Here is a 26,064-nt window from a genome sequence, read left to right on the forward strand (position 1 = left end):
GGGCTGCTGTTGAAACTGCTGATTCTCGATCGGGACGGAGTGATCAATTACGACTCCGATGCGTACATCAAGTCGGTGGAAGAGTGGATTCCGCTGCCCGGTTCGATCGAAGCGATCGCGCAGTTGAGCAAGGCCGGCTGGACGGTGGCGGTCGCTACCAACCAGTCGGGCATCGCTCGCGGCTATTACGACATCGCCACCCTGGATGCCATGCACGCTCGCTTGCGCGAGCTGGTGGCGGAGCAGGGCGGTGAAGTCGGGCTGATCGTCTATTGCCCGCACGGGCCAGACGATGGCTGCGATTGCCGCAAGCCAAAACCCGGGATGTTGAAAACCATCGCCGCGCATTACAACGTTTCGCTGACGAATCTATGGTTCGTCGGCGATACTCTCGGTGACCTGGAAGCCGCCAAAGCCGTCGACTGTCAGCCAGTTTTGGTAAAGACCGGGAAAGGCGAAAAGACTCAGGGCAAGACCCTACCGGCAGGCACCTTGATTTTTGACGATCTGGCGGCGATTGCCGCGGAACTTATCCACAACTAAGGCTCTTCTGACATCCTGGCCAAGGACTGATCGGGAGTGCGCTTGAATAGGCGGGCAATGCCCGCAACGGTAAATGTCGCCATGTCGATACTGCAGGCCATCAGAACTTTCCTCTTTTACCTGCTGCTGGGCACCAGCTCTTTGCTCTGGTGCACCCTGAGCTTTTTTATCGCGCCGTTTCTGCCGTTCAAGGCGCGCTATCGCTTTATCAACGTGTACTGGTGCCGCTGCGCCTTATGGCTGAGCAAAGTCTTTCTGGGTATCCGTTACGAAGTGAAGGGTGCCGAGAACGTGCCTGACCAGCCCTGCGTGATTCAGTCGAACCACCAGAGCACCTGGGAGACATTCTTTCTCTCGGCTTACTTCGAGCCGCTGAGCCAGGTGCTCAAGCGCGAACTGCTCTATGTTCCGTTCTTCGGCTGGGCCATGGCCATGCTGCGACCGATCGCCATTGACCGTGGCAATCCGAAAGCTGCGCTCAAGCATGTGGCGAAGAAGGGCGATGAGCTGCTCAAGGACAAGGTCTGGGTACTGATCTTCCCGGAAGGGACTCGCGTTCCCTATGGCACGATCGGCAAGTTTTCCCGCGGTGGCACCGCGTTGGCCGTCAATGCGTCATTACCGGTACTGCCGATTGCGCACAATGCCGGCAAGTTCTGGCCAAAAACCGGGTGGGCAAAGAAGCAAGGCGTGATCACCGTGATCATTGGCGCGCCGATGTACGCCGAGGGTAACGGGCCGCGAGCCATTGCCGACCTGAATGATCGGGTGCAGGCCTGGAACGAACAGATGCAGCGCGAGATGGGTTCGCTGCCAGCAGCCCCGGCGGCACCCAACGCCACCGATCAAGTGACTGTCTGAGATTCTGTGGATAACCTGTGTACCGTTTTGTTGAAAAACGTCGTTTTTAGTTTTTAAGCTTATGATTTACATACATATTTCTTAAGCAAATAAAATGTCGAAAAAGGTGCATAAGTTTATTTCGGACGTAAAAAAACCGGCTGATATAGCCGGTTTTTTTATGCTCGCTGAAAACGTCTGGATTACTCGCTCAATAGCGGTAACTGGATGCTGAACGTCGAGCCTTGCCCCACCACGCTACGACAGGAAATCCTCCCGCCATGACGATCCACCACCGCCTTGACCATGGACAAACCCAGTCCCAGGCCGTCACTGTCGTGAGCCGAGGTAAAACGCCGATACTGACTGAACAACTCAGGAAGTTCATCGACAGCAATCCCTCGACCCTGATCGGCGATCTCGCACAGTAGCCAACCTTCGGCATAACTCACCCGCACTGAGATCCGCGAGCCCGCCGGACTGTACTTGATGGCGTTTTCCAACAGGTTGAACAGAGCCCGTGTCAGTAGCGATTGATCGGCCAGGACCAGCGCTTCAGCGTCTTCGTCGAGGTCATGCAGTAATTGAATGTTCTTCAGATGAGCGATGCTCGAGGCCTGGTCGAAGGTATCGAGTAACAACATCGCGAACATGCTCGGCTGAAACTGATAGGCCTCGGACTCGGCTTTTGCCAACTGCACAAAAGCCTCGGTCAGGTTCAGCGCCTTGCGCACTTGTAACTCGATCTGACTGAACACTTGAGTGTCGCCGGACACCTGATGCCGCTGAACATCGAGCAAGGCCAGTATCGCCGAATGGGGAGCCCTGAGGTCATGGGACAAAAAACGCAGCAACACGGCTCGCTGTTCTTCGGCATCGCGCTCGACGCTCAAGTCAGTGAGGCTTAGTAGCCAGCCAATCACGGAATCACCCTCGGCCGGCAACAGCGGCGCCAGGTCCAGACGCAAGCTGCGTGCCTGGGTGTCACGAAACTCCAGCGGCTCCAGGGTCGACAACGCAGATGGCATTCCGTTGGACGGCACCGGGTAACCCAAGTCGCTCAGTTGCTCGAGCATGTCCTCGCCCACCAGGCCATGACAAAACACTTCTCGAGCCTTGCGGTTGGCCAGCAGAATGCGCCCTTGCGGATCGCTGATCAGCGTCGCCACCGGCAGGTATTCAAGTCCATCGGCGATGAAACGTCGGGTGTCGCGGGTCCGGCTCATGGCCTGCTCCAGCGCGACGATTTGCCCTTGCAGCACATCGCCGGCCGGGGCCTGGGTCCGACGACGTTCGGGAAAGACTTTTGGCTCGCCATCCAGGCGCGCCAGTTCCCAGCCGAAATAGGCGAGCACCGCGTTCAGCCTTCGCCAATTCCAGATCAGGTAGCCCAGCATCATCCCTAGCAGGCTCGCCGCTGGTGACCACCACCAGCCGAGCCGCAACAGTACACCCGAGCCCAGCAGAGCTGCCGCCATTGCACCCAAAGTCAGCCATAAGGCGCGACGCGGACGCACCAGCAACAGGCCCAGCAACTCACCGACAATCATCACCGACAGCAACGCCGCCAAGCGCTCATCAAGCACCACGATGTTGCGCTGTTGCAGCAGCCCATTGAGGATATTCGCCTGGATCTCGATGCCCGGTGTGGTGCCGATGCTGGCCGATTGCGGTGTCACGTAGCGGTCGCCCAGGCCTGGAGCGGTCGAGCCGATCAGGATCAAGCGATCGCGCAACAACTCGGGCGGGACTTCGCCGCGCAATACGCTGACGTAGGGCACACTGGGAAAGCCCGCGTCGGAATGGATGAAAGGAATCCGTATTTCATGGGCTCGCTGCCAGCCTTGCGCCGATGGCAGGGCCGGGGTACCAGGCATCGGTACATTTCCCTTGTCGGTAAGGGATTCTTCGTACAGCAGCCAAGCCAGTTGCGGGCGTGCTTTTTGCGCCGGGCCTTCGCTTAAATACACGCTGCGCACGATCCCGTCAGCGTCCGCTTCGGCATTGATGTGCCCGACGCCTTTGGCGCAATGGCTCAGCGCAGCCACCGGTTCAATTTCCCCCAAGGGTTGTCCATAACGTGCGACGCCTTCGCGCAGCAACGGCACAAAAACATTCCCGGTTCGACAGGTCGCCTGGGCCAAAAGCTGATCGTTGCCGGGATGGCTATCGGGCTCGCTGAAGATAACGTCGAATAGAACGCCTTTAACGTTCGCGGCGCCGAGCCGATCCAGCAGTTGCGCGTGCATGGCCCGCGACCACGGCCATTGGCCAAGCTGCTGCAAGCTATAGTCATCGATCGTGACGATGAGTATTCGTGGGTCTACCGGCAGCGGACTCAGCCGGCGCAGGTTGTCATACAGCAGATTGCTCAGGGCCAGCCCCTGATTCATGGACAGCATCGCCGTCAGCGGCAACAGGATCAGACAGACCCACAGCCACTCGCGCACCATCCGCTGAAACAACCGCTGAGCCTGGGTCGGCTCGCGGTCATCCTTCCTTGGTCGTCTCTTCATCGGTCGTCGGCCAGGGCGCTATTGGACACGCGTGGTCCTGGGGTAATAGAAAATGTCATACACCCCGGTCTCTCCCTCTAACCCCTGAGCGTCATAGGCCGACAGGCGAACATGGTAGAAAAACGCTTTCAGCCCGCTGAATTTGACCTCTGGCGTACTGGAAAACTGCTCTTGCTTGATGTCCAGAAAGGCTGCGTCGGTAGCCACTTGCGCCCGATAACGCGTGGCCCCTTCGATGGGTTTCATGATCAATTGCCACACAGGCACATTACCCGTCTGACCGGCTTGCCCCAACAAACGTGGGGCAGGTAGCAAGTCGATCGGCGTCAATGTGCCTTGTTTCTGAATACGTAAACCCTGACGGGCCATGACCTGGACCTCGTCTTCAGGGCTCTGAGTCCGTTTGGCAGCCGACCGGGCAGGGCGGGAGCCCGACGTTTCCTCATCACGGTTGACCGCCACGTGTCCGTTCAGAACCTCCAGCAGCGCCTCGCCACCGTCATCGTTGCGCACCCGAAAGTGCGTGCCTCGTACGCCCAGTACACCGACCGGCGTGACGATCTGAAAGCGATCATGGTCGCTGGGACGTTTGATCACATACGACTCAACCTGGCCCTGCTCTAGAATGACCTGAGGGATCGAATGTTCTTCATTGAGATGCAGGGTGATATGGGAACTGGAGGGCAACACCACCCGCGAGCCATCACCCAGGGACAGGCTGACAAATGCCGAAGGCGAGGTTTTGACGCCTTCCTGCTCGTCGATCGACATACCTTCCTGCAGTGGCGTCTGCTTGCCTTTGGCATCCAGCTTCCAGGCTTCGCCGGTCAGATGCTCGACAGTCGCCGGCAGCGGTTGACCACGGCATTGTTGGTTTTGATCGATATAAGACAGACGTTTTGCCGAGGCGACAGCACTCTGGGCGAACAATCCCATCAGGCCAACCATCAGTAAGAGACAGACGCCAGAACGGCGTGAGAGCAATAAGGTCATGGGGTTCATGGATTGGCTTTTATGCTCTTATGGAAATCATGCCGGGAAACGCACACAAGTATTTGACGCACGATACCTGAGCGGACGCTCTGGCAGATAGCCATGGGAGCAAAGGATATTGGAGATGACACATCCCTGTGTCGGAACCGAGCAGGCACTCCGTGTGTTTCCCCTGAGCAGGCTACCGCCGAAAACCGGCAATCGACGGGCCTGCAAAGTGACTTGGCGCTCCCTGCGCCGGAGCACATCCCAATGCCCCTGTGCCGCTCAGCGACAACGAATTTACCGGCATAAATGACCTTCGCAGCAATTCGCCACAATTGTTCAGATTCGATCAATCAGCCTAAACTCCCGTAGGAATTTTCACTTTGCACTAACGAGATGAAGGAAACACTCGGCATGCGTGTCGCAATACTGGATGACGAGCCCGCTGAACTGCGCCGGGTTGAACAGACACTGCGACAGATCCCCGTCACGGGTGAGCAGGCGTGGACGCTGCATTGTTTCGAGCGGGGAGAGGACTTGCGACGGCAACTCCGGCGGGAGACCTTCGATTTGCTGATCCTCGATTGGCAACTGCCCGATATCAGCGGTCTGGCTTTGTTGCGTTGGACCCGTGAACACATGGATGTGCCACCGGCCGCGATCATGCTCACCAGTCGCGATACCGAAAGCGATATCGTCCAGGCGTTGAACGCCGGGGCCGACGATTACGTGAGCAAACCGTTTCGTCCCAATGAGCTGATGGCTCGGGTCAGCGCGGTGCTTCGTCGGCATGGGCTGCAACGCGCCGCGGCCACCGAAATACTGACCTTCAATGACCTTGAATTCGACGACGCCGAACTCACCGTCACCCGCGCCGCCACCCCCATCAGCCTGACCGAACGGGAATACCGGCTCGCTCGCTGCCTGTTCGCCAATCTGGGCCGACCTTTGTCCCGCGAATACTTGTATGAGCGCTTTTGGACCCACGAAGAAATAGTATCTTCCCGCCCGCTGGATACTCATATTTATCGCCTGCGCAACAAGCTGGGCCTGACGGCCGATCGCGGTTGGCAACTGCTGACGATTTACGGGTATGGGTATCGGCTCGAGAGCGTGGCCACTGCTAGCGAATGACGACCTTTCGACGATCAATAAAAAAGGCCAACGCTAAGCGTTGGCCTTTTTTATTTTAGCGGTCCTGCCGGATCAGAAGTCCAGGTTGGAAACCGCCAAGGCGTTACTTTCGATGAAGTCACGGCGAGGTTCGACCGCATCACCCATCAGGGTGTTGAAGATCTGGTCTGCGCCAATGGCGTCTTCGATGGTCACTTTGAGCATCCGGCGCTGGCTCGGGTCCATAGTGGTTTCCCACAGCTGATCCGGGTTCATTTCGCCCAGACCTTTGTAGCGCTGGATGGTATGACGCTTGGTGCTTTCAGCCATCAGCCATTCAAGGGCTTCCTTGAATTCGGTGACCGGCTTCTTGCGCTCGCCTCGCTGGATGTACGCGCCGTCGTCCAGCAAGGTGCTCAATTGAGCGCCCAACGACACAACAGTCTTGTAATCGTTACTGCCGAAGAAATCGCGGTTGAAGGTGATGTAGTTCGACAGGCCGTGGGAGATCAGCTCGACCTCTGGCAGCCAGACGTTACGTTCACGGTCTTCACGCAGGCTGGCTTTGTAAACCAGGCCGGATTTCTCGACGGTGCGCAGGCGAACTTCGAACTGAGCCATCCAATCCTGCATCGCTGCGTGATCGGACAGTTGCTCCATGCTCACCGCTGGCAGGTAGATGAAGTGCTCGGTCAGTTCCTGCGGGTACAGGCGCGACAGACGCTTGAGGGTCTTCATCACCAGACGGAAGTCATTCACCAGACGCTCAAGCGCTTCGCCGGAGATACCCGGAGCTTCTTCGTTCAGGTGCAGGCTCGCGTCTTCCAGGGCCGACTGCGTCATGTACTCTTCCATGGCGTCGTCGTCTTTGATGTATTGCTCTTGCTTGCCTTTCTTGACCTTGTACAGCGGCGGCTGGGCGATGTAGATGTAACCGCGCTCAATCAACTCCGGCAACTGACGGAAGAAGAAGGTCAGCAGCAGGGTACGGATGTGCGAACCGTCGACGTCAGCATCGGTCATGATGATGATGTTGTGATAACGCAGCTTGTCGATGTTGTACTCGTCGCGGCCAATGCCGCAGCCCAGCGCGGTGATCAAGGTGCCCACTTCTTGCGAAGAGATCATCTTGTCGAAGCGTGCCTTCTCGACGTTCAGGATCTTGCCCTTGAGCGGCAGGATGGCCTGGGTGCGACGGTTGCGTCCCTGCTTGGCGGAGCCGCCAGCAGAGTCACCTTCCACGAGGTACAGTTCGGAAAGGGCAGGGTCTTTTTCCTGGCAGTCAGCCAGTTTGCCCGGCAAGCCGGCGATGTCCAACGCGCCTTTGCGGCGGGTCATCTCACGGGCCTTACGCGCTGCTTCACGCGCACGCGCCGCGTCGATCATCTTGCCGACGACCAGCTTGGCTTCGTTCGGGTTCTCCAGCAGGAAGTCAGAGAAGTACTTGCCCATTTCCTGTTCAACCGCGGTCTTCACTTCGGAAGACACCAGCTTGTCTTTGGTCTGGGAGCTGAACTTCGGATCCGGCACTTTTACCGAAATGATCGCTGTCAGGCCTTCGCGGGCATCGTCACCGGTGGTGGCAACTTTGTGCTTCTTCGCCAGACCTTCAGCTTCGATGTAGGTGTTCAGGTTACGCGTCAGTGCGGAACGGAAACCCACCAGGTGAGTACCGCCATCGCGCTGTGGAATGTTGTTGGTGAAGCACAACAGGTTCTCGTTGAAGCTGTCGTTCCACTGCAGGGCGATTTCAACGCCGATGCCGTCTTCACGCTGGATGTTGAAGTGGAACACCTGGTTGACCGCAGTCTTGTTGGTGTTCAGGTATTCAACGAACGCACGCAGACCACCTTCGTACTTGAACAACTCTTCCTTGCCGCTGCGCTCATCCTTGAGGACGATGCCGACACCGGAGTTGAGGAAGGACAGTTCGCGAATCCGCTTGGCCAGGATGTCCCAGCTGAAGTGGATGTTCTTGAAGGTTTCAGCCGAAGGCTTGAAGTGGATCTGGGTGCCAGTGGTTTCGCTTTCGCCAACGATTTTCATCGGCTCTTGCGGAACACCGTGGACATAAGTCTGTTCCCAGATTTTTCCGCTGCGGCGAACGGTCAGGATCAGTTCTTTGGACAGTGCGTTCACCACCGACACACCTACACCGTGCAGACCGCCGGATACTTTGTAGGAGTTGTCGTCGAACTTACCGCCGGCGTGCAGCACGGTCATGATGACCTCGGCCGCCGAGACGCCTTCTTCTTTGTGCACGTCTACCGGGATGCCACGACCGTTGTCGCGAACGGTGATGGATTCGTCCGGGTGGATGATGATGCTGATGTCGTCGCAATGGCCGGCCAAAGCTTCGTCGATCGAGTTATCGACCACCTCGAACACCATGTGGTGCAGACCACTGCCATCGTCAGTGTCACCAATGTACATACCGGGACGTTTGCGTACGGCATCCAGGCCTTTCAGCACTTTAATGCTCGTTGAGTCGTACGTATTTTCTTCGCTCAATGCCTTCACTCCCGATGGTCGTGGGTCTGGGTGATACGGCCCTGTTCCACGTGGAACAGAGCGACTGGCGTTTCCGTCTGCCAGCCTTCCCTCAATAATTCGTGATCTACACAGGTGATAAAGACCTGGCAGCGTAAGTCTTCCAGCAAGCGGCAAAGCGCGCGACGGTGATGCTCGTCCAGTTCGGACGGCAGGTCATCCACCAGATAAATACACTGGCCGCGACGGGCCTGGCTAACCAAGTGCCCTTGGGCGATCCGCAATGCACAGACCACCAACTTCTGCTGGCCACGAGACAAGATGTCCGCGGCGTTATGTGCGCCCAATCTAAGACGCAAATCAGCGCGTTGTGGTCCGGCTTGGGTATGACCCATTTGCTGATCCCGCTGAAGGGACCCGGCGAGCACTGCACTCAACTCACGGTCTTTGTCCCAACCTCGGTAATAGCTGAGCGTTAAGCCCTCAAGCTCAACCAGTTCGCTCAAGGTCTGTTCAAAGACTGGTTTCAAGGCTTTGATGTAAGCGCGGCGGTATTCATCTATTTCAGCGCTGGCCTGGCACAGTTCCCTGTCCCAAACCGCTTGCGAAACGGCGTCAAGTGTACCATGTCGCAGCCAAGAGTTTCTCTGGCGCAAGGCCTTCTGCAAGCGCTGCCACGTGGACATGAATCGGGGTTCCACGTGGAACACACCCCAGTCGAGAAACTGTCGGCGAATCTTCGGCGCACCTTCCAGCAGGCGGAAGCTGTCCGGGTTGATCAACTGCAACGGCAGGATCTCTGCCAGTTGCGCAGCACTTCGCGCGTTCTGCCCATCGATGCGGATCTGGAACTCACCCTGCCGGTCACGAGATATCCCCAACGCGCTGTGTCCACCCTCGGCCAGTTCGACCTGGCCAAACACAGTACACGCCAATTGCTCGTATTGAATGACGGGTAATAGACGGCTGCTACGAAACGAACGGGCAAGCCCGAGCAGATGAATGGCTTCCAGAACACTGGTTTTGCCGCTGCCGTTGGCGCCGTAAAGAATGTTGATTCGGGGGGAAGGGGAGAAGGTCACCGGGTGCAGATTGCGCACCGCGGTGACCGAGACGCGACTTAAGGACATCTAGGTTCTGCTGAGCATGTTTACAGACGCATCGGCATGACAACGTAAGCCGAGTCGTCGTTGTCGGACTCTTGTACCAGCGCACTGCTGTTGGAATCGGACAGGATCAAGCGAACCTGCTCGGTGGTCATCACGCCCAGTACGTCGAGCAGATAGCTCACGTTGAAGCCGATTTCCAGAGAGCCGCCGTTGTACTCAACGCCCACTTCTTCTTCCGCTTCTTCCTGCTCCGGGTTGTTCGCCTGGATCTTCAGCTGACCATTGGCCAGTTGCAGACGGATGCCACGGTACTTCTCGTTGGACAGAATCGCGGTACGGCTGAACGCTTCACGCAAGGCTTGGCGATCGCCGAGTACCAGCTTGTCGCCGCCTTTAGGCAGAACACGCTCGTAGTCAGGGAATTTACCGTCGACCAGTTTCGAGGTGAAGGTGAACTCGCCGGTGGTGGCGCGGATGTGGTGCTGGCCCAGCACAATGCTGACGTTGCCGTCCGGTTCGGTCAGCAGACGCGCCAGTTCCAGAATACCTTTGCGCGGTACGATCACCTGATGACGATCCGGCTGACCGATATCGGCCTGCATCGAACACATGGCCAGACGGTGACCGTCGGTGGCCACGGCGCGGATGATCCCGGCCGAGACTTCCAGCAGCATGCCGTTGAGGTAATAACGTACGTCCTGCTGCGCCATGGCGAAGCTGGTGCGTTCGATCAAACGACGCAGTTTGCTTTGCTCAAGGCTGCAGGTCAGCGAGCCCGGGCCTTCTTCCACCGTCGGGAAGTCATTGGCCGGCAGGGTCGAAAGGGTGAAGCGGCTACGGCCGGCCTTCACCACGAGCTTCTGCTCATCGACCTTGATGTCGATCAGCGCATCGTTCGGCAAGCTCTTGCAGATGTCCATCAGCTTGCGCGCAGGCACAGTGATGGAGCCCGGGTCCGCAGGCTCTTCGAGTTGCACACGACCGACCAGCTCGACTTCCAGGTCGGTACCGGTCAGCGACAATTGCTGGCCTTCGACAACCAGCAGCACGTTGGAGAGCACCGGCAAGGTCTGTCGGCGCTCGACGACGCCTGCGACCAGTTGCAGGGGTTTCAACAGGGCTTCGCGTTGAATGGTGAAATGCATGGTCTAGTCCCTTGCCTTAATAAGCTGCGCTGGTGTTCATCAAGTAGTCAGTGTACGCAGCAGGTTCTTATAGTCCTCGCGGATGTCCGCGTCGGATTCCTTAAGCTCGTTGATCTTGCGGCAGGCGTGCAAAACAGTCGTGTGATCGCGGCCGCCAAACACATCGCCGATTTCCGGCAGGCTGTGGTTGGTCAATTCCTTGGACAACGCCATGGCGACCTGACGCGGACGTGCTACCGAGCGTGAACGACGCTTGGACAGCAGGTCGGAGATCTTGATCTTGTAATACTCGGCGACGGTGCGCTGAATGTTATCCACAGACACCAGTTTGTCTTGCAGCGCCAACAAGTCTTTCAGGGATTCGCGAATCAGCTCGATGGTGATATCGCGGCCCATGAAGTGCGAGTGGGCGATCACGCGTTTGAGCGCGCCTTCCAGTTCGCGGACGTTGGAGCGAATACGCTGGGCAATGAAGAACGCCGCGTCGTGTGGCAGATCGACTTTGGCCTGGTCGGCCTTTTTCATCAGGATCGCCACGCGGGTTTCCAGCTCCGGCGGCTCGACGGCAACCGTCAGGCCCCAGCCGAAACGTGACTTCAGGCGCTCTTCAAGGCCTTCGATTTCTTTCGGATAGCGGTCACTGGTAAGAATGACCTGCTGGCCACCTTCAAGCAGGGCGTTGAAGGTGTGGAAAAACTCTTCCTGGGAGCGTTCCTTGCGGGCGAAGAACTGAATGTCATCGATCAGCAACGCATCCACCGAGCGGTAGAAGCGCTTGAACTCGTTGATCGCATTCAGCTGCAAGGCCTTGACCATGTCCGCAACGAAACGCTCGGAATGCAGGTACACAACCTTGGCATTCGGATTCTTCTTTAACAGGTGGTTACCCACAGCGTGCATCAAGTGGGTTTTACCCAAGCCGACACCGCCATAAAGGAAGAGCGGGTTATAGCCGTGCTTGGGGTTGTCCGCCACCTGCCAGGCCGCAGCCCGGGCCAGTTGGTTGGACTTGCCTTCGACGAAGTTCTCGAAGGTGAAGGTGCGGTTCAGGTAGCTGGTGTGCTTGAGTGCGCCTTCGACCTGCACCGTACGCTGTTCGGAGCGAACCGGGGCTTGTTGCGAACTGGCACCGGCCATTGGATCGAAGCTGTCGCGGGACGGCTCTTCACTGACTTCAGCAACCTTTTGTGTCGCACGTTTGGTCGATGCAGCTGCCGGGGCTGGCGCTGGAGCGCTGACAGGCGCTTGAGCGGCCTGAGCCTGAGACGCCGCGGCGGCCAATGGAGCATTAGGTGCCGCACGCGGTGCCGAACTGCGTTTGCTGCCTATTAATAAGGAGAGCGCCGGCGCCAGGCCATTGCCATGCTCATCGAGCAGTTCAAGGACGCGACCCAGGTACTTTTCATTGACCCAATCGAGAACAAAACGATTCGGCGCGTAGACACGCAGCTCGTCGCCTTCGGCTTCGACCTGTAGTGGACGGATCCAAGTGTTGAATTGTTGGGCAGGCAGCTCATCGCGCAAAAGCTCTACGCACTGCTGCCAAAGTTCCACTGACACGGATATCCCCTAAGTTGAAAGCCGGTGAGGCAAAAACAAGCAGTCATTGTAGCGACCAGTCGTCCACTTATCCACATGCAGGTTGCGCACAGGGCATGATTTATCAATGCGTTAACCCTCGAAAAGAAGACCAACGGTATGTGCATAAGCTCTGTGGATAACCGCCCATGAGGGCACTGGACAAGTGGGGGCGAAACTCGGTGGATAAGCTGCTTGTGGATAACTAGCCTTTCCACACACAGCTTATCCGACAGCGCAGCACAGGCTGACCACCGTTTTCCACCGTAGTTGTCATTCTCTGTACATCGCGGTTTAGAAGGGCTAAAGGCAGTTATCCACAGACGAACGTGCCTCTAGCTTTTATAAGCTTTACAGAAAAGCTTTAAATAATTCCCTTCTTTATTTCTATATCTAGCGAACGACCTTCGTCGAGCAAATCGTCTGGAGATCTATTTATAAGGAAACGCTGGTTGGAAATTGACCTAGAGGCTTGCTTTCTCTAGAATCCCCGGTCTCTTAAAACGGGGGCCATTCCGGCCCGTTGTGGACGAACCAGGTAACACGACAATGAAACGTACTTTCCAACCAAGCACTATCAAACGCGCTCGTACCCACGGTTTCCGTGCTCGCATGGCTACCAAGAACGGTCGTGCCGTCCTGTCGCGTCGTCGCGCCAAAGGTCGTGCGCGTCTGGCAGTTTGATAATCCGGCACTGGAGGTGAGTCAGGACTTCAGTCGGGAAAAGCGTCTGCTTACTCCCCGGCATTTCAAGGCAGTCTTTGACTCCCCTACCGGCAAGGTTCCGGGGAAAAATCTCCTGCTCCTTGCGCGCAATAACGATCTTGATCACCCCCGTCTCGGGCTGGTTATCGGGAAAAAGAGCGTAAAGCTCTCCGTCGAGCGCAATCGCCTCAAACGTCTGATGCGCGAATCGTTTCGCCTGAACCAGGATTTACTGGTCGGTTGGGACATTGTTATCGTCGCGCGCAAAGGTTTGGGTGACGTAGAAAGCCCCGAATTGATTCAGCATTTCGACAAGCTCTGGAAACGTCTGGCACGCAGCAAGCCGGTACCAGCAGTCAAAACCGAAACTGTAGGGGTAGACAGTCCCGATGCGTAAACTGGCACTCGTTCCGATCCAGTTTTATCGCTATGCCATCAGTCCCCTGATGGCCAGTCACTGTCGTTTCTACCCCAGTTGTTCCTGCTACGCGTATGAAGCCATAGAAAATCATGGCCTTCTGCGCGGTGGCTGGCTGACCTTTCGTCGTTTAGGTCGCTGTCATCCGTGGAATCCCGGTGGTTATGACCCGGTTCCATCTATCCCTACCTCCCGTTCTTCTTCGATGGCCGAGTAATCATGGATATCAAACGCACGATCCTGATCGTCGCCCTGGCAATCGTGTCCTACGTTATGGTCCTTAAATGGAACCAGGACTATGGCCAGGCTGCCCTGCCGACTCAGAATGTTGCTTCCAGTACTACCGCACCGGGCCTACCGGATACGGCGACTGGCAATAATGCTTCTGTCAGTGACGACATTCCACGCGCCACAAGCGATACCAGTGCAACTGCACCTGCTGAAACACCAGTAGCTGCAAGCAAAGACCTCATCCAGATCAAAACGGATGTGCTCAACCTGGCAATCGACCCACAAGGTGGCGATGTTGCCCAGTTGACGTTGCCGCTGTATCCACGTCGCCAGGATCATCCGGAAATTCCATTCCAGCTGTTTGATAACGGCAACGAGCGGACTTATCTGGCTCAGAGTGGCCTGATCGGCACCAACGGTCCGGACGCAAGTCCTGCCGGTCGTCCGGTTTACTCCTCCGAGAAGAAGATTTATCAACTGGCTGACGGTCAAGACCAATTGGTCGCAGACCTGAAGTTCAGCAAGGACGGTGTCAACTACATCAAGCGTTTCACGCTGAAACGTGGCCTGTATGACGTAACCGTTTCCTACCTGATCGACAACCAGAGCGCTCAGCCCTGGTCCGGTGCAATGTTCGCGCAATTGAAGCGTGATGCCAGCTCCGATCCATCTTCCAGCACCGCCACCGGCACCGCGACTTACCTGGGCGCCGCCCTGTGGACAAGTAACGAGCCGTACAAGAAAGTGTCGATGAGCGACATGGACAAGGCTCAGCTGAAAGAAACCGTCACTGGTGGTTGGGTTGCCTGGTTGCAGCACTACTTCGTGACTGCGTGGATTCCGGTCAAGGGCGAAAACAACATCGTCCAGACCCGTAAAGACAGCAAAGGCAACTACATCATCGGCTACACCGCTCCGGCAATGACCGTCGCGCCAGGTGCAAAAGCCGAAACCAGCGCCGTTCTGTACGCAGGCCCGAAAAGCCAGGCTGTCCTGAAAGAGTTGTCCCCAGGTCTGGAACTGACCGTCGACTACGGCATTCTGTGGTTCATTGCCCAGCCAATCTTCTGGTTGCTGCAACATATCCACGCGCTGGTCGGTAACTGGGGCTGGTCGATCATCTTCCTGACCATGCTGATCAAGGGGATTTTCTTCCCACTGTCGGCTGCCAGCTACAAATCCATGGCGCGCATGCGTGCAGTGGCACCGAAACTGGCTGCGCTGAAAGAGCAACATGGCGACGACCGGCAGAAAATGTCGCAAGCCATGATGGAGCTGTACAAGAAAGAGAAGATCAATCCGCTGGGTGGCTGCTTGCCAATCCTGGTGCAGATGCCGGTTTTCCTTTCGCTGTACTGGGTTCTGCTGGAAAGCGTGGAAATGCGCCAGGCACCGTTCATGCTGTGGATTACTGACCTGTCGATCAAGGATCCGTTCTTCATTCTGCCGATCATCATGGGTGCAACCATGTTCATCCAGCAGCAGTTGAACCCGACTCCTCCGGATCCGATGCAGGCGAAGGTCATGAAAATGATGCCAATCATCTTCACCTTCTTCTTCCTGTGGTTCCCGGCGGGTCTGGTACTGTACTGGGTAGTGAACAACGTATTGTCGATTGCCCAACAGTGGTACATCACGCGTAAGATCGAAGCGGCTACCAAAAAAGCCGAGGCGTAACTTACTCTGTGGATAACCACTCAAAACGCCCCCTAGTGGGGCGTTTTGCTATCTGTCACTTTTGTCTGGATACCGCTTTATGAGCGTTCCTCGTGAAACCATCGCTGCCGTCGCCACCGCTCAAGGTCGCGGCGGGGTGGGCATCGTCCGTATTTCCGGGCCGCTGGCGAGTCTGGCGGCCAAAGCCATCAGCGGCCGTGAATTGAAACCGCGGTTTGCCCATTACGGCCCGTTCCTCAGTGCAAACGAAGAGGTGCTGGACGAAGGCATCGCGCTTTATTTCCCTGGACCGAACTCGTTCACCGGCGAAGATGTGCTTGAGCTGCAGGGCCACGGCGGGCCGATCGTTCTGGATATGCTGCTCAAACGTTGTTTGGAACTGGGCTGTCGTCTGGCCCGGCCGGGGGAATTCAGCGAGCGCGCCTTCCTCAACGACAAGCTCGATCTGGCTCAGGCCGAAGCCATTGCCGACTTGATCGAGGCAAGTTCTGCACAGGCAGCACGAAACGCCCTGCGTTCGTTGCAGGGTGCGTTTTCCCAGCGTGTGCATAACCTCACTGAGCAACTGATAGGCCTGCGTATTTACGTCGAAGCAGCCATCGACTTCCCCGAAGAAGAAATCGACTTCCTCGCCGACGGCCATGTCCTGAGCATGCTCGACAAAGTGCGCGACGAATTATCCACAGTACTGCGTGAAGCCGGGCAAGGGGCATTGCTGCGCGACGGCATGACCGTGGTGATCGCCGGACGGCCGAATGCCGGCAAGTCCAGCCTTCTGAACGCCTTGGCCGGACGTGAAGCTGCGATCGTGACCGAGATTGCCGGTACTACCCGGGACATTCTTCGCGAACATATCCACATCGATGGCATGCCGTTGCACGTGGTCGACACTGCTGGCCTGCGCGATACCGATGATCAGGTGGAAAAAATTGGCGTCGAACGGGCATTGAAAGCCATCGGCGAGGCAGATCGGGTGTTGCTGGTGGTCGATGCCACAGCTCCCGAGGCTCTTGATCCCTTTGCCTTGTGGCCTGAATTCCTCGAAACCCGCCCGGACCCGGCGAAAGTTACGCTGATCCGCAACAAGGCTGACCTGACGGGGGAAGCGATTGCCCTGGAAGTCAGCAACGATGGCCACGTTACGATCAGCCTCAGTGCGAGATCTGCCGGCGAAGGCCTGGAGTTGCTGCGTGAGCACCTCAAGGCCTGCATGGGTTACGAGCAGACGTCCGAAAGCAGCTTCAGTGCTCGCAGACGTCATCTGGAGGCACTGCGTCATGCGAGTGCATCCCTCGAGCATGGCCGTGCGCAACTGACATTAGCGGGGGCTGGTGAGTTGCTGGCCGAAGATTTGCGACAGGCGCAGCAGTCTTTGGGCGAAATCACCGGAGCATTCAGCTCTGATGATCTGCTGGGAAGGATCTTTTCCAGCTTCTGTATCGGTAAATAAGTCCCTTCAGCCGTTCACAGACAGGCCATTCGGGCCTGTCTGTTCTCTCCTTTCCTGAAATTTTTCCCCAGTGCCGAGCAGATTCTTCGCTTGAGCGGATTCCCCTTGCCCGGGATTTGCTCATTCGGCGGCTTTTCTGTGGATTAAGCCCTGTGAATAAGTGCCGCTAAGGGCAGTTGATAACAGGGCCTGAAAACTGAAGATAATCACCTCTGTGGATAACCATCCCTTTCATCCACAGGCTTAAACCGGTTATCCAAGGGCCTCCTTGGCACATGACCACAGGGTTTTGAATCTCTGTACACATTGAAAATAAAGGGCTGTACCAATCTATCCACAGAAAGGTGGCTCAGTAGAAATAAACATAAAAACAAAGATTTAATAAATTTCTCTCTTTTTAATTTCTATAACCCCGACTTCTCCACAGCTGGTTAAATTTTGTGCAAAGGGTTCTTTAGGAAGGGCGAAGTCCCTATACTTGCCGACCAGGTCCAAAAACCTGAGCTCAAACTATTTCCGGATTACCTGACTGAAGCAGGCACGAGGTGCGTGGTGGATTTCCCTTCCCGTTTTGAAGTGATCGTCATCGGCGGCGGTCATGCCGGTACCGAGGCAGCACTGGCGTCAGCACGTATGGGGGCAAAAACCCTGTTGCTGACGCATAACGTGGAAACCCTCGGTGCCATGAGTTGCAACCCAGCCATTGGCGGTATCGGCAAAAGCCATTTGGTTAAAGAAATCGATGCCCTGGGCGGCGCGATGGCCATGGCTACCGATAAAGGTGGTATTCAGTTTCGCGTATTGAACAGCCGCAAAGGCCCAGCCGTGCGTGCAACCCGCGCTCAGGCAGATCGGGTTCTGTACAAGGCCGCTGTCCGCGAAGCTTTGGAAAACCAGCCGAACCTGTGGATATTTCAACAAGCTGCTGACGACCTGATCGTCGAGCAGGAACAAGTGCGCGGTGTTGTCACCCAAATGGGTCTGCGTTTCTTTGCAGATTCCGTGGTGTTGACCACCGGCACCTTCCTCGGTGGACTTATCCACATCGGCATGCAGAATTATTCCGGAGGTCGCGCCGGTGACCCGCCGTCGATTGCCCTCGCTCATCGTCTGCGTGAACTGCCATTGCGTGTCGGTCGCCTGAAAACCGGTACACCGCCGCGTATCGACGGTCGCTCTGTGGATTTCTCGGTGATGACCGAGCAAGCGGGGGATACGCCGATTCCGGTGATGTCGTTCATGGGCTCCAAAGAGCAGCATCCGAAACAGGTCAGCTGCTGGATTACCCACACCAACGCCCGTACCCACGAAATCATTGCTGCGAACCTTGATCGTTCGCCGATGTATTCCGGCGTGATCGAAGGCATCGGCCCGCGTTATTGCCCATCGATTGAAGACAAAATCCACCGCTTTGCCGACAAGGAAAGCCACCAGGTCTTCATCGAGCCGGAAGGTCTGACCACCCACGAGCTGTACCCGAACGGGATATCCACTTCCCTGCCGTTCGATGTGCAATTGCAGATCGTGCAATCGATCCGCGGCATGGAAAACGCGCACATCGTTCGTCCGGGCTACGCCATCGAGTACGACTACTTCGACCCGCGTGACCTGAAGTACAGCCTGGAAACCAAAGTGATCGGCGGTCTGTTCTTCGCCGGGCAAATCAACGGCACCACCGGTTACGAAGAAGCCGGCGCCCAAGGTTTGCTGGCCGGAGCCAACGCCGCACTGCGCGCTCAGGGCAAAGATGCCTGGTGCCCGCGTCGCGACGAGGCGTACATCGGCGTTTTGGTCGACGACCTGATTACCCTGGGTACCCAGGAACCGTATCGGATGTTCACGTCCCGCGCCGAATACCGTTTGATCCTGCGCGAAGACAACGCCGACCTGCGCTTGACCGAAAAAGGTCGCGAGTTGGGTCTGGTGGATGACGTGCGTTGGGCCGCGTTCTGCAAAAAACGCGAAAGCATCGATCTGGAAGAGCAACGCCTGAAAAGTACCTGGGTTCGCCCGGGCACCGAGCAGGGCGATGCAATTTCCGAGAAGTTCGGTACGCCGCTGACCCACGAATACAATTTGCTCAACCTGCTGAGCCGTCCGGAAATCGACTACGCTGGTCTGGTCGCCGTGACCGGTGGGGGCGCAGAAGATCCACAGGTCGCCGAACAGGTCGAAATCAAGACCAAATACGCCGGTTACATCGATCGTCAACAGGATGAAATCGCGCGTCTGCGGGCCAGCGAAGACACCAAACTGCCTGTGGATATCGATTACACGAACATCTCCGGTCTCTCGAAAGAGATCCAGAGCAAGCTCGGCGCGACCCGTCCAGAGACCCTGGGCCAGGCGTCGCGTATTCCGGGCGTGACCCCGGCAGCGATTTCGCTGTTGATGATTCATTTGAAAAAACGCGGCGCGGGCCGTCAGTTGGAGCAAAGCGCTTGAGTTCGTTGGTCACCTCGCAACACGCCGAAGAGTTATCCACAGGTGCTCGCCAGCTCGGTGTAAACCTGACGGACGCCCAGCATGCACAGCTGCTGGGTTATCTGGCCCTGTTGATAAAATGGAACAAGGCCTACAACCTCACGGCCGTGCGTGATCCGGACGAAATGGTTTCACGGCATTTGCTCGACAGCCTGAGCGTTATGTCCTTCATCGAAAACGGCCGCTGGCTGGATGTGGGCAGTGGCGGCGGCATGCCAGGGATTCCCCTGGCGATCCTGTTTCCCGAGTCGCAAGTGACCTGCCTGGACAGCAACGGCAAGAAAACCCGCTTCCTGACCCAGGTCAAACTCGAACTCAAACTGGATAACCTGCAAGTTATCCACAGTCGCGTCGAAGCCTTCCAGCCTGAACTGCCATTCAACGGGATCATTTCCCGTGCGTTCAGCAGCATGGAGAACTTCAGCAACTGGACTCGCCATTTGGGCGACGCCGAAACACGTTGGCTGGCAATGAAGGGCGTTCATCCCGCCGATGAGCTGGTAGCATTGCCGGCAGACTTCCACCTCGATAGCGAACACGCCCTGGCCGTACCCGGTTGCCAAGGCCAACGCCATCTGCTGATACTGCGCCGCACGGCATGATTGGGAACACAAGCAAGAATGGCTAAGGTATTCGCGATAGCGAACCAAAAGGGTGGTGTGGGCAAGACCACCACCTGCATCAACCTCGCAGCTTCCCTGGTCGCTACCAAGCGTCGGGTGCTGTTGATCGATCTCGATCCACAAGGCAACGCCACCATGGGTAGCGGTGTGGATAAACACGGCCTGGAAAACTCGGTCTACGACCTGCTGATCGGCGAATGCGATCTGGCCCAGGCCATGCACTATTCCGAGCATGGCGGTTATCAATTGCTGCCGGCCAACCGCGACCTGACCGCGGCCGAAGTCGTTCTGCTGGAAATGCAGATGAAGGAAAGCCGTCTACGCAGTGCGTTGGCGCCGATCCGTGAAAACTACGATTACATTTTGATCGACTGCCCGCCGTCGCTGTCGATGTTGACGCTCAATGCGCTGGTTGCCGCCGACGGGGTGATTATCCCCATGCAGTGCGAGTACTTCGCGCTCGAAGGGTTGAGCGACCTTGTGGATAACATCAAGCGCATTGCCGAACTGCTGAACCCTAACCTGAAAGTCGAAGGCCTTTTGCGGACCATGTACGACCCGCGCCTGAGCCTGATGAACGACGTATCGGCGCAGCTCAAGGAACACTTCGGCGATCAGCTCTACGACACCGTCATTCCACGCAACATCCGCCTGGCCGAAGCGCCAAGCTATGGCATGCCGGCGCTGGCGTACGACAAATCATCGCGGGGCGCGATTGCCTATCTGGCATTGGCTGGCGAGATGGTTCGCCGTCAGCGCAAAAACTCACGCATCGCCGCTGCTCAGGCAACTTAAGGAATCCCCATGGCCGTCAAGAAACGAGGTCTCGGACGTGGACTGGATGCACTGCTGAGTGGTCCGACTGTCAGCTCTCTGGAAGAGCAAGCGGTACAAGCCGACCAGCGTGAGCTGCAGCACCTGCCCCTGGACCTGATCCAGCGTGGCAAGTACCAGCCGCGTCGGGACATGGATCCTCAGGCGCTGGAAGAGCTGGCGCAGTCGATCAGGGCCCAGGGCGTGATGCAGCCGATCGTGGTGCGCCCGATCGGCAGCGGGCGCTTCGAAATCATCGCCGGCGAACGCCGCTGGCGTGCCAGCCAGCAGGCTGGCCAGGAAACCATCCCGGCGATGGTTCGCGATGTGCCGGATGAAACCGCCATCGCCATGGCGCTGATCGAGAACATCCAGCGTGAAGACCTCAATCCGATCGAAGAAGCGGTGGCCTTGCAGCGTTTGCAGCAGGAATTCCAGCTGACTCAGCAACAAGTTGCCGAGGCTGTGGGTAAATCCCGCGTCACCGTGGCCAATCTGTTGCGTCTGATTGCGCTGCCGGAAGTCATCAAAACCATGCTGTCTCACGGCGACCTGGAAATGGGTCATGCCCGTGCCTTGCTCGGTTTACCGGAAAATCAACAAGTTGAAGGGGCGCGACACGTTGTCGCACGGGGGCTGACTGTGCGCCAGACTGAAGCACTGGTTCGCCAGTGGTTGAGTGGCAAACCGGAGCCTGTGGAACCTGCAAAACCGGACCCGGATATCGCCCGGCTCGAGCAGCGTCTGGCCGAGCGCCTAGGCTCTGCGGTGCAGATCCGCCACGGAAAGAAGGGTAAGGGGCAGCTAGTGATCGGCTACAACTCTCTTGATGAGCTTCAAGGTGTGCTCGCACACATCCGCTGAAACAATTCCTCATGTAGCGTGAAGTCGGAAATCACTACCTGACAGTTGAATAGGGGCAGAACCGCCCCTATACTCTGCGCGCATTTTGTCGGCACAAATTATGCCAAGTTATTGAATTCTGGCAGCCGACCATTGGGGAGCAAAAGAGATGGAAAACCGCACGCCAGACCGCTTGCCGTTCCATCGCCTGGCAGTTTTTCCGGTGTTAATGGCTCAATTTGTCGTTTTGCTGATTGCCGCTTTGGCGCTCTGGCAATGGCATGGAGTCGTTGCCGGGTACTCAGGGCTCTGCGGAGGCCTGATAGCCTTGCTCCCCAATATTTATTTCGCTCACAGGGCATTTCGGTTTTCCGGCGCCCGAGCAGCTCAAGCCATCGTCCGGTCTTTTTATGCCGGCGAGGCGGGCAAACTGATTTTGACGGCAGTGCTGTTTGCATTGACGTTTGCAGGTGTGAAGCCACTGGCGCCGTTAGCAGTATTCGGCGTCTTCGTGCTGACCCAACTGGTTAGCTGGTTCGCTCCCCTGCTAATGAGAACAAGACTTTCGAGACCTTAGGGCGTTTGAGGCAACCATGGCAGAGACAACCGCTTCGGGCTATATCCAGCACCACTTGCAGAACCTGACCTTCGGTCAGCACCCAACTGGCGGGTGGGGTTTTGCCCATACCGCAGCAGAAGCCAAAGAAATGGGCTTCTGGGCTTTCCACGTCGATACTCTCGGCTGGTCGGTCGCGTTGGGTCTGATTTTCGTTCTTCTTTTCCGCATGGCGGCAAAGAAGGCGACTTCCGGTCAACCTGGCGGCCTGCAGAACTTCGTCGAGGTTCTGATCGAGTTCGTCGACGGCAGCGTGAAAGATACTTTCCACGGTCGTAATCCATTGATCGCGCCATTGGCCCTGACGATTTTTGTCTGGGTGTTTCTGATGAACGCCGTCGACCTGGTACCGGTTGACTGGATTCCGAAGCTGGCTGCCATCATTACCGGCGACCCGCACCTGGTCTTCCGTGCCGTTCCTACCACTGACCCGAATGCGACCCTGGGTATGTCCCTGTCGGTATTCGCGTTGATCATTTTCTACAGCATCAAGGTCAAGGGCATCAGCGGTTTCATTGGCGAACTGACCCTGCACCCGTTCGGCAGCAAGAACATCTTCGTTCAAGCCCTGCTGATTCCGGTGAACTTCCTGCTGGAGTTCGTGACGCTGGTGGCCAAGCCAATCTCTCTGGCACTGCGTCTGTTCGGCAACATGTACGCCGGCGAGCTGGTCTTCATTCTGATTGCTGTGATGTTCGGCAGCGGTCTGCTCTGGCTTAGCGGCCTGGGCGTAGTTCTGCAGTGGGCGTGGGCTGTGTTCCACATCCTGATCATCACCCTGCAGGCGTTTATCTTCATGATGCTGACCATCGTCTACCTGTCGATGGCGCACGAAGAGAACCATTAAGACCAGTCTCGACTAGTCTGATGTCCCACCCGGTAAAACGGGTGGGTGCCCGAACAGGGCTATGAAACGATTTGTTTTACCGCTTTAAAATCTAAAAAACCTAAACCATACGACGTAAAAGTCGGGAGGAAAGATGGAAACTGTAGTTGGTCTAACCGCTATCGCTGTTGCACTGTTGATCGGCCTGGGCGCACTGGGTACCGCAATTGGTTTCGGCCTGTTGGGCGGCAAGTTCCTGGAAGGCGCAGCGCGTCAGCCAGAAATGGTTCCAATGCTGCAAGTCAAAATGTTCATCGTTGCCGGTCTGCTCGACGCCGTAACCATGATCGGTGTTGGTATCGCTTTGTTCTTCACCTTCGCGAACCCATTCGTTGGTCAACTCGCTGGCTAATCACTCGAACCTTCGAGTTGATTGGTGTGATGTGCAACGAACGAGCGAGGTGTTGGCGTGAACATTAATGCAACCCTGATTGGCCAGTCCGTTGCGTTCTTCATTTTTGTACTGTTTTGCATGAAGTTCGTGTGGCCTCCGGTCATCGCGGCTTTGCACGAACGTCAGAAGAAGATCGCGGATGGACTGGACGCTGCCAGCCGAGCAGCTCGCGACCTGGAGTTGGCCCATGAGAAAGTGGGTCAGCAACTGCGCGAAGCGAAAGCTCAGGCAGCTGAAATCATTGAGCAAGCCAAGAAACGCGGTAATCAGATCGTTGACGAGGCTGTTGAAAAAGCCCGTATCGACGCTGACCGTGTGAAGGTTCAGGCTCAGGCCGAGATCGAGCAGGAACTGAACAGTGTCAAAGACGCGCTGCGTGCCCAACTGGGTGCACTGGCTGTCGGCGGCGCCGAGAAGATCTTGGGTGCCACAATCGATCAAAACGCGCACGCGGAGCTGGTAAACAAACTGGCTGCTGAAATTTAAGCGAGGGCGATCATGGCAGAATTGACCACGTTGGCCCGACCTTACGCTAAGGCAGCCTTCGAGCACGCCCAGGCCCACCAGCAACTGGCCTCTTGGTCAGCCATGCTCGGCCTGGCTGCAGCAGTGTCGCAAGACGACACCATGCAGCGCGTGCTCAAGGCCCCGCGACTGACGAGCGCAAACAAGGCCGCCACGTTTATTGACGTGTGCGGCGACAAGTTTGATGCCAAGGCACAGAACTTCATTAACGTCGTTGCCGAAAACGACCGTCTCCCGCTTTTGCCGGAGATATCCGCTCTGTTCGACCTGTACAAGGCTGAACAAGAGAAGTCGGTAGACGTTGAAGTGACCAGTGCTTTTGCATTGAACCAAGAACAGCAAGACAAACTCGCCAAGGTTCTCAGTGCACGACTCAACCGGGAAGTGCGCCTGCAAGTCGAGGAAGACAAATCCCTGATTGGGGGCATTGTCATCCGCGCCGGCGACCTGGTTATCGATGGCTCGGTTCGCGGCAAACTCGCGAACCTTGCCGAAGCATTGAAATCTTGAGTTTGAAGGGGCAGCAGAGCAATGCAGCAACTCAATCCTTCCGAAATAAGTGAAATTATCAAGGGCCGCATCGACAAGCTCGATGTGACCTCTCAAGCCCGTAACGAAGGCACTGTCGTCAGCGTATCTGACGGTATCGTGCGGATTCACGGTCTGGCCGACGTCATGTACGGCGAGATGATCGAGTTTCCGGGCGGCGTCTTCGGTATGGCTCTCAACCTTGAGCAAGACTCTGTAGGTGCCGTTGTATTGGGCTCCTACCAGTCTCTGGCTGAAGGCATGAGCGCCAAGTGCACCGGCCGCATCCTCGAAGTTCCAGTTGGTAAGGAACTGCTGGGTCGCGTAGTCGACGCACTGGGTAACCCAGTTGACGGCAAAGGTCCGCTGAACAACACCGAGACCGATGCGGTCGAGAAAGTTGCTCCAGGCGTGATCTGGCGTAAGTCGGTAGACCAGCCTGTACAGACTGGCTACAAGGCTGTCGATGCCATGATCCCTGTCGGCCGTGGCCAGCGTGAGCTGATCATCGGTGACCGTCAGATCGGTAAAACCGCTCTGGCGATCGACGCGATCATCAACCAGAAAGACAGCGGCATTTTCTGCGTCTACGTAGCAATCGGTCAGAAGCAATCGACCATCGCCAACGTTGTTCGCAAGCTGGAAGAAAACGGCGCACTGGCTAACACCATCGTCGTGGCGGCGAGCGCTTCGGAATCTGCAGCACTGCAGTTCCTGGCTCCGTACTCCGGTTGCACCATGGGTGAATTCTTCCGCGACCGCGGTGAAGACGCGCTGATCGTTTATGACGATCTGTCCAAGCAAGCAGTGGCTTACCGCCAGATTTCCCTGCTGCTGCGCCGTCCACCAGGCCGTGAAGCTTACCCAGGCGACGTGTTCTATCTCCACTCCCGTCTGCTGGAGCGCGCATCCCGCGTTTCGGAAGAGTACGTAGAGAAGTTCACCAACGGCGCAGTGACCGGCAAAACCGGTTCCCTGACCGCACTGCCGATCATCGAAACCCAGGCTGGCGACGTTTCCGCGTTCGTTCCGACCAACGTGATTTCCATCACCGACGGTCAGATCTTCCTGGAATCGGCCATGTTCAACTCCGGGATCCGTCCTGCAGTGAACGCCGGTGTTTCGGTATCCCGTGTGGGTGGTGCTGCTCAGACCAAGATCATCAAGAAGCTCTCCGGTGGTATCCGTACCGCTCTGGCTCAGTACCGTGAACTGGCGGCATTCGCCCAGTTCGCTTCTGACCTGGACGAAGCGACCCGTAAGCAACTTGAGCATGGTCAGCGCGTTACCGAGCTGATGAAGCAGAAGCAATACGCACCAATGTCGATCGCTGACATGGCGCTGTCGCTGTATGCCGCTGAGCGTGGGTTCCTGACTGACGTCGAAATCGCCAAGATCGGCAGCTTTGAACAAGCGCTGATTGCTTTCTTCAACCGCGATCACGCCGAATTGATGGCGAAGATCAACGTGAAGGGTGACTTCAATGACGAAATCGACGCTGGCATGAAAGCCGGTATCGAGAAGTTCAAGGCCACCCAAACCTGGTAAGCCGCAGCGGG

Annotated in this window: 24 protein-coding genes; 18 read left to right on the forward strand and 6 right to left on the reverse strand. The window is 56.9% G+C overall.

Translation table 11 applies throughout. The features are described 5' to 3' along the window. The first annotated feature begins 3 nt into the window (after positions 1-3). Entirely contained in the window at positions 4-543 is a 540-nt protein-coding gene (gene gmhB / locus ACZ9IM_RS18760) for a D-glycero-beta-D-manno-heptose 1,7-bisphosphate 7-phosphatase (protein ID WP_162830932.1), read from the forward strand. An 81-nt stretch (positions 544-624) separates the two neighbouring features. Continuing rightward, positions 625-1,404, forward strand: a complete 780-nt coding sequence (locus ACZ9IM_RS18765; protein WP_427626049.1) for a lysophospholipid acyltransferase family protein — start codon at positions 625-627, stop codon at positions 1,402-1,404. 182 nt (positions 1,405-1,586) lie between these two features. Here the strand turns inward: ACZ9IM_RS18765 and ACZ9IM_RS18770 are convergent, their stop codons facing one another. Together ACZ9IM_RS18770 and ACZ9IM_RS18775 are read right to left on the reverse strand one after the other, a co-directional pair. After that, on the reverse strand, positions 1,587-3,899 hold the full coding sequence (locus ACZ9IM_RS18770) for a CHASE2 domain-containing protein (RefSeq protein ID WP_476224676.1): 2,313 nt from the start codon (positions 3,897-3,899) through the stop codon (positions 1,587-1,589). Positions 3,900-3,917: 18 nt separating this feature from the next. After that, a complete protein-coding gene (locus tag ACZ9IM_RS18775; RefSeq protein ID WP_427626047.1) occupies positions 3,918-4,835 on the reverse strand; it encodes a FecR family protein in 918 nt (305 codons plus the stop codon). A gap of 456 nt (positions 4,836-5,291) precedes the next feature. On the opposite strand from ACZ9IM_RS18775, the gene ACZ9IM_RS18780 reads away from it, so the two are divergent. Next, entirely contained in the window at positions 5,292-6,011 is a 720-nt protein-coding gene (locus ACZ9IM_RS18780) for a response regulator transcription factor (RefSeq protein WP_427626046.1), read from the forward strand. A gap of 72 nt (positions 6,012-6,083) precedes the next feature. On the opposite strand, the gene gyrB is transcribed toward ACZ9IM_RS18780, so the two are convergent. Genes gyrB through dnaA form a run of 4 tightly spaced genes read right to left on the reverse strand, consistent with a single transcriptional unit; the run spans position 6,084 to position 12,294 of the window. Then, complete coding sequence (gene gyrB / locus ACZ9IM_RS18785) at positions 6,084-8,501, reverse strand: DNA topoisomerase (ATP-hydrolyzing) subunit B (RefSeq protein ID WP_007902994.1); 2,418 nt, start codon at positions 8,499-8,501, stop codon at positions 6,084-6,086. A gap of 5 nt (positions 8,502-8,506) precedes the next feature. Next, positions 8,507-9,610 (reverse strand): DNA replication/repair protein RecF, encoded by a 1,104-nt coding sequence (gene recF / locus ACZ9IM_RS18790; RefSeq protein WP_008007898.1) that lies wholly within the window; start codon positions 9,608-9,610, stop codon positions 8,507-8,509. Between the two features lie 20 nt (positions 9,611-9,630). Continuing rightward, positions 9,631-10,734, reverse strand: a complete 1,104-nt coding sequence (gene dnaN, locus ACZ9IM_RS18795) for a DNA polymerase III subunit beta (RefSeq protein ID WP_007903001.1) — start codon at positions 10,732-10,734, stop codon at positions 9,631-9,633. A gap of 39 nt (positions 10,735-10,773) precedes the next feature. After that, a complete protein-coding gene (gene dnaA, locus ACZ9IM_RS18800; RefSeq protein ID WP_008007897.1) occupies positions 10,774-12,294 on the reverse strand; it encodes a chromosomal replication initiator protein DnaA in 1,521 nt (506 codons plus the stop codon). Between the two features lie 567 nt (positions 12,295-12,861). Here dnaA and rpmH point away from each other — a divergent pair. The 15 genes from rpmH to atpA all read left to right on the forward strand — a co-directional run bounded on the left by rpmH (position 12,862) and on the right by atpA (position 26,053). Next, entirely contained in the window at positions 12,862-12,996 is a 135-nt protein-coding gene (gene rpmH / locus ACZ9IM_RS18805; RefSeq protein ID WP_003213577.1) for a 50S ribosomal protein L34, read from the forward strand. A gap of 16 nt (positions 12,997-13,012) precedes the next feature. Then, positions 13,013-13,414 carry a ribonuclease P protein component gene (rnpA, locus tag ACZ9IM_RS18810; RefSeq protein ID WP_038983561.1) on the forward strand — a complete coding sequence of 134 codons (402 nt, stop codon included), beginning with the start codon at positions 13,013-13,015 and terminating at the stop codon, positions 13,412-13,414. Next, a complete protein-coding gene (yidD, locus tag ACZ9IM_RS18815; protein WP_052966011.1) occupies positions 13,407-13,652 on the forward strand; it encodes a membrane protein insertion efficiency factor YidD in 246 nt (81 codons plus the stop codon). The genes rnpA and yidD overlap by 8 nt, the downstream gene beginning before the upstream one ends. 2 nt (positions 13,653-13,654) lie before the next feature. After that, positions 13,655-15,343, forward strand: a complete 1,689-nt coding sequence (gene yidC, locus ACZ9IM_RS18820; protein WP_123495588.1) for a membrane protein insertase YidC — start codon at positions 13,655-13,657, stop codon at positions 15,341-15,343. Between the two features lie 79 nt (positions 15,344-15,422). Beyond that, positions 15,423-16,793, forward strand: coding sequence for a tRNA uridine-5-carboxymethylaminomethyl(34) synthesis GTPase MnmE (mnmE, locus tag ACZ9IM_RS18825; protein ID WP_008073644.1), 1,371 nt, complete (start codon positions 15,423-15,425; stop codon positions 16,791-16,793). 552 nt (positions 16,794-17,345) lie between these two features. Then, positions 17,346-19,238 (forward strand): tRNA uridine-5-carboxymethylaminomethyl(34) synthesis enzyme MnmG, encoded by a 1,893-nt coding sequence (mnmG, locus tag ACZ9IM_RS18830; protein ID WP_427628220.1) that lies wholly within the window; start codon positions 17,346-17,348, stop codon positions 19,236-19,238. Next, positions 19,235-19,879: a 16S rRNA (guanine(527)-N(7))-methyltransferase RsmG gene (gene rsmG / locus ACZ9IM_RS18835; RefSeq protein WP_007903014.1), complete on the forward strand. Its 645-nt coding sequence runs from the start codon at positions 19,235-19,237 to the stop codon at positions 19,877-19,879. The genes mnmG and rsmG overlap by 4 nt, the downstream gene beginning before the upstream one ends. Positions 19,880-19,897: 18 nt before the next feature. After that, positions 19,898-20,695, forward strand: coding sequence for a ParA family protein (locus tag ACZ9IM_RS18840; protein ID WP_008007890.1), 798 nt, complete (start codon positions 19,898-19,900; stop codon positions 20,693-20,695). Between the two features lie 9 nt (positions 20,696-20,704). Beyond that, entirely contained in the window at positions 20,705-21,577 is an 873-nt protein-coding gene (locus tag ACZ9IM_RS18845) for a ParB/RepB/Spo0J family partition protein (protein WP_305424387.1), read from the forward strand. A gap of 148 nt (positions 21,578-21,725) precedes the next feature. Next, entirely contained in the window at positions 21,726-22,133 is a 408-nt protein-coding gene (locus tag ACZ9IM_RS18850; RefSeq protein ID WP_007903021.1) for a F0F1 ATP synthase subunit I, read from the forward strand. Positions 22,134-22,149: 16 nt separating this feature from the next. Then, positions 22,150-23,019, forward strand: a complete 870-nt coding sequence (gene atpB, locus ACZ9IM_RS18855) for a F0F1 ATP synthase subunit A (RefSeq protein ID WP_192345182.1) — start codon at positions 22,150-22,152, stop codon at positions 23,017-23,019. Positions 23,020-23,152: 133 nt separating this feature from the next. Further along, positions 23,153-23,410 (forward strand): F0F1 ATP synthase subunit C, encoded by a 258-nt coding sequence (gene atpE, locus ACZ9IM_RS18860; protein ID WP_002555987.1) that lies wholly within the window; start codon positions 23,153-23,155, stop codon positions 23,408-23,410. 57 nt (positions 23,411-23,467) lie between these two features. Next, positions 23,468-23,938, forward strand: coding sequence for a F0F1 ATP synthase subunit B (locus ACZ9IM_RS18865; protein WP_063342029.1), 471 nt, complete (start codon positions 23,468-23,470; stop codon positions 23,936-23,938). A gap of 12 nt (positions 23,939-23,950) precedes the next feature. After that, positions 23,951-24,487 carry a F0F1 ATP synthase subunit delta gene (locus ACZ9IM_RS18870; RefSeq protein ID WP_007903030.1) on the forward strand — a complete coding sequence of 179 codons (537 nt, stop codon included), beginning with the start codon at positions 23,951-23,953 and terminating at the stop codon, positions 24,485-24,487. Between the two features lie 21 nt (positions 24,488-24,508). Then, on the forward strand, positions 24,509-26,053 hold the full coding sequence (gene atpA / locus ACZ9IM_RS18875; protein WP_007903032.1) for a F0F1 ATP synthase subunit alpha: 1,545 nt from the start codon (positions 24,509-24,511) through the stop codon (positions 26,051-26,053). Positions 26,054-26,064: the final 11 nt, after the last annotated feature.

It is taken from the genome of Pseudomonas sp. TE12508 (assembly GCF_056279485.1).

Excerpts from the sequence above, each read along its gene's own strand:
- ACZ9IM_RS18765 (WP_427626049.1), top strand. The coding sequence starts at position 625 with ATGTCGATACTGCAGGCCATCAGAACTTTCCTCTTTTACCTGCTGCTG.
- ACZ9IM_RS18770 (WP_476224676.1), bottom strand. The coding sequence starts at position 3,899 with ATGAAGAGACGACCAAGGAAGGATGACCGCGAGCCGACCCAGGCTCAG.
- ACZ9IM_RS18775 (WP_427626047.1), bottom strand. The coding sequence starts at position 4,835 with ATGGGATTGTTCGCCCAGAGTGCTGTCGCCTCGGCAAAACGTCTGTCT.
- ACZ9IM_RS18780 (WP_427626046.1), top strand. The coding sequence starts at position 5,292 with ATGCGTGTCGCAATACTGGATGACGAGCCCGCTGAACTGCGCCGGGTT.
- recF (WP_008007898.1), bottom strand. The coding sequence starts at position 9,610 with ATGTCCTTAAGTCGCGTCTCGGTCACCGCGGTGCGCAATCTGCACCCG.
- dnaN (WP_007903001.1), bottom strand. The coding sequence starts at position 10,734 with ATGCATTTCACCATTCAACGCGAAGCCCTGTTGAAACCCCTGCAACTG.
- rpmH (WP_003213577.1), top strand. The coding sequence starts at position 12,862 with ATGAAACGTACTTTCCAACCAAGCACTATCAAACGCGCTCGTACCCAC.
- yidD (WP_052966011.1), top strand. The coding sequence starts at position 13,407 with ATGCGTAAACTGGCACTCGTTCCGATCCAGTTTTATCGCTATGCCATC.
- yidC (WP_123495588.1), top strand. The coding sequence starts at position 13,655 with ATGGATATCAAACGCACGATCCTGATCGTCGCCCTGGCAATCGTGTCC.
- mnmE (WP_008073644.1), top strand. The coding sequence starts at position 15,423 with ATGAGCGTTCCTCGTGAAACCATCGCTGCCGTCGCCACCGCTCAAGGT.
- ACZ9IM_RS18840 (WP_008007890.1), top strand. The coding sequence starts at position 19,898 with ATGGCTAAGGTATTCGCGATAGCGAACCAAAAGGGTGGTGTGGGCAAG.
- ACZ9IM_RS18845 (WP_305424387.1), top strand. The coding sequence starts at position 20,705 with ATGGCCGTCAAGAAACGAGGTCTCGGACGTGGACTGGATGCACTGCTG.
- ACZ9IM_RS18850 (WP_007903021.1), top strand. The coding sequence starts at position 21,726 with ATGGAAAACCGCACGCCAGACCGCTTGCCGTTCCATCGCCTGGCAGTT.
- atpB (WP_192345182.1), top strand. The coding sequence starts at position 22,150 with ATGGCAGAGACAACCGCTTCGGGCTATATCCAGCACCACTTGCAGAAC.
- atpE (WP_002555987.1), top strand. The coding sequence starts at position 23,153 with ATGGAAACTGTAGTTGGTCTAACCGCTATCGCTGTTGCACTGTTGATC.
- ACZ9IM_RS18870 (WP_007903030.1), top strand. The coding sequence starts at position 23,951 with ATGGCAGAATTGACCACGTTGGCCCGACCTTACGCTAAGGCAGCCTTC.
- atpA (WP_007903032.1), top strand. The coding sequence starts at position 24,509 with ATGCAGCAACTCAATCCTTCCGAAATAAGTGAAATTATCAAGGGCCGC.